This window comes from Dactylosporangium sp. NPDC005555 (assembly GCF_040605635.1).
GTDB lineage: Bacteria > Actinomycetota > Actinomycetes > Mycobacteriales > Micromonosporaceae > Dactylosporangium.
In genome coordinates, this window is sequence record NZ_JBEXDG010000168.1 from 1 (window position 1) to 1,564 (window position 1,564).

The window sequence follows — 1,564 nt, forward strand, 5'->3', positions numbered from 1 at the left end:
CCCAGGCCAGGAGACGGCGGTAGCCGGCGGCGGTGGTGGGGAAGGTGGCGTCGGCGAGCTCGGCGCCGAGGGTGGTGATGATCGCGGCGACGTGGGCGTCTTTGTGGGTGTCAACGCCGAGGATGACCTCCTCCGGTTCCGGTTCCGGGTCGGGCTGTCCGGCGGCTTGTGTACCGGGCCGTCGACCAGGACGGCCAGGTTATAGACGTGCTCGTCTCCGCCCGCCGGGACGCGGCCGCGGCACGGCGGTTCTTTCGCCGGCGCTGGCCACGTTGAAGGTGCGACCCACCGAGGTGGTCACCGACGCGGCGCCGGTGTACCCGGCAGTCCTCGACGAACTGGTCCCGTGGGCCTGGCATCACGTCGAACGGCATGCCAACAACCGGATAGAAGCAGACCACAGTCAGCTCAAGCACCGGCTCAGACCGATGCGCGGTTTACGGACCGACCGGACCGCACAGACGATCATCGCCGGACACACCTTCATGCAGAATCTCCGACGCGGCCACTACGAACCCGGACTCGACGCCCCGCGGGGTCTCCGTGTCGCCGCGGCGTTCACCGAACTCACCCACGCCATCTGAAGACCGGGCTCCGGCACTCGCTCGAACGCGCCCTCCGATCGGCAAATGCAACAGCGCCAGCTGGGGTTTCGAAAGCTTTGACACCGTCGCCGAGGTCACCCAATACTGGGCCCCATCGACATCTGTCAAAACCGGACGCCGACCGGTTCGTTGCACGCTGCCCTATAAAGGAGGAACGCGCGCGCCATGAATATGCGTAGCCGTCTGCTCGCCACCGCAGTCGCTGTCTCGGCAGCCGCGGCCATCACCACCGCCGTCGCCTGGGCCGCCTCCCCGGCGAACGCCGCGACCTGCAACGGGTACGTCGGGCTCACCTTCGACGACGGACCCGGCACCAACACCGGCAACCTGCTCAACGCCCTGCGCCAGAACGGGCTGCGGGCCACGATGTTCAACGAGGGCCAGTACGCCGCCCAGTACCCGGCCCAGGTCCGCGCGCAGGTCGACGCCGGCATGTGGGTCGGCAACCACAGCTACACCCACCCGCACCTGACCCAGCAGAGCCAGTCCCAGATCGACTCGGAGGTGTCGCGCACCCAGCAGGCCATCGCCAACGCCGGAGGCGGCACCCCGAAGCTCTTCCGCCCGCCGTACGGGGAGACCAACTCGACCCTGCAGTCGGTCCTGTCACGCTACGGCCTGACCCAGATCATCTGGGACGTCGACTCGCAGGACTGGAACAACGCCAGCGTCGACGCGATCGTCCAGGCCGCCGGCCGGCTCACCAACGGCCAGATCATCCTCATGCACGACTGGCCGGCCAACACGGTCGCCGCCATCCCGCGCATCGCCCAGGGTCTCGCCGCACGCAACCTGTGCGCGGGCATGATCTCCCCGCAGACCGGCCGGGCGGTCGCCCCCGACGGCACCAACCCGACCAGCCCGCCGCCGAGCTCGCCGTCCTCGTCGCCGTCGACCCCGGCGTCATCCTCGCCGCCCCCGCCGTCCGGTGCCCAGCGCATCGTCGGCGCGCAGTCGGG

Annotated in this window: 2 protein-coding genes and 1 pseudogene; all 3 read left to right on the forward strand. The window is 69.6% G+C overall.

Translation table 11 applies throughout. The features are described from left to right. A partial coding sequence (locus tag ABZS58_RS51275; protein WP_354792128.1) for a hypothetical protein occupies window positions 1-205 on the forward strand: 205 nt, incomplete at its 5' end. Window positions 206-207: 2 nt separating this feature from the next. Next, window positions 208-584, forward strand: a pseudogene (locus ABZS58_RS51280) (DDE-type integrase/transposase/recombinase). Between the two features lie 192 nt (window positions 585-776). Then, the coding region (locus tag ABZS58_RS51285; RefSeq protein ID WP_354792126.1) for a polysaccharide deacetylase family protein at window positions 777-1,564 on the forward strand (788 nt) is incomplete at its 3' end.